Origin of the sequence: Corynebacterium sp. CTNIH16, assembly GCF_032821655.1 — a bacterium.
GTDB lineage: Bacteria > Actinomycetota > Actinomycetes > Mycobacteriales > Mycobacteriaceae > Corynebacterium > Corynebacterium marquesiae.
On the sequence record NZ_JAVBIG010000032.1, the window covers coordinates 1 to 1,385 of the forward strand.

A 1,385-nucleotide genomic window follows, 5' to 3' on the forward strand; every position below is an offset into this window, starting at 1 on the left:
GGGTTAAGGGTCAAAATGTGTGTCTGGCTCGGCGTGTCGCGGGGGTTAGATTTGGCCTTTTTGAATGCCGATTGAGTGGGTGTAGTCGGTGTCGATAGCGTTGTCGTAGAGGGCTGGGCGTCCTGTTTCGTGGTCGGCTTGGTTCTCGGTTTGGGTCAGGGTGGATACTTTGGCGAGTTGGCCCTGGCCCCAGTCGGACTGCCTGGCGATTCGTACTGGATCGTCAGGCAGTTCCGTTTTTAAGTAGAGCCACCAATCCAGCATGCGGCGTTGTCGTTCGCCTGATCTGCCGCGGTGGGTTCTGGCGAGCAGTTTGAGCTGGGCGTTGATGCCGCCTTCTAAGCTGTTGGTGGTGGATTTGATCCGCTCGGGCGCAAGGACTCCTGCTGGCGGGTTGAGGTAGACAAACAGCATCTCGGACCGCCAAAGATGGTTGAGGCTGTTGTAGGCCTTGCGCACGTTGTGGTGGGTCCACACGCGGGTCCATGCACCTGTTTTGGGGTCTTTGATCATGGTTTTCTCGTTCATCCATTCCCGGTAGATCGTTGAAAACTCGTGCAGTTGCACACCCCACGCGGCGGCTTCATCCAGTGTGGTGATCCGGGTCAGTTTCAGCGCAAGTCGGTAGATGGTGCGCCCGGCATCGGTGCGTGGGTTGGTGGTGGTGTAGCGGCGGACCACGCGTTGGGCGTGGACGAGGCAGCGTTGAATTTTCGTAGTCGGCCAGCACTTTTTGATTGCGCTGTATGCGCCTTGGCCGCCGTCGATGACGGCGATGAGTGGGGCTTCGATGCGTTCAAGCAGCAGTTGGTAGTCGCGGGTGGTTTCGTGTTTGCACCAGTGCCAGGCGATCACGTGGTCGATGGTCGCCGCGACGATCAGGCAGCCACCGGCGGTGTAGGTGCCATCGAGAAATACCTGGTCGTAGATCCGCTTGTGGTGGCCGGCGGTGGGGTCAGGCACATCAACGAGCCAGCACCACTTGAAGCGCCGCTTCATGGTGGCGCGGCTAACACCGTTTCGTTTGGCTAGGTCGTCGAGTGATATTGCGGTGGTGCAATGCTCGATGAACTGGGTGAACACTGCCGCGTTGGTGATGTCGTTTCGACGTTTGACGCTGGAGGCGCCGCATTGTTTGCAGCGCCATCTGGTGGTGCCTTTGCTGGTGGTGCCGTTGCGTTTCATTTCACCGCCGCAGTGGCAGCGTGGTTGGTTCTTCGACATTGCGACACCACACCACGCCGCGCATAGCACATCACGGCTGCCACACCGAGGATTTCCCGTCGGGGGCTAGATATATGCTTCCGGAGCATATACTTTCCGGAAACCTACAGGTCAATCCGTGAAAATCCGCGATTCCGGACACACTTTTTGACCCTTAACCC

The 1,385-nt window shown here is 58.4% G+C and carries 1 protein-coding gene; it reads right to left on the bottom strand.

All coding sequences use genetic code 11. The features are described from left to right. Positions 1 to 45 precede the first annotated feature (45 nt). The gene (locus RAE04_RS11670) at positions 46 to 1,224 is read right to left on the bottom strand and encodes an IS256-like element IS1249 family transposase (RefSeq protein WP_005323424.1); all 1,179 of its coding nucleotides are present in this window, start codon (positions 1,222 to 1,224) and stop codon (positions 46 to 48) included. Positions 1,225 to 1,385: the final 161 nt, after the last annotated feature.

Bases quoted from the DNA above. Each gene is read 5' to 3' on its own strand.
- RAE04_RS11670 (WP_005323424.1), bottom strand. From the start codon at position 1,224: ATGTCGAAGAACCAACCACGCTGCCACTGCGGCGGTGAAATGAAACGC.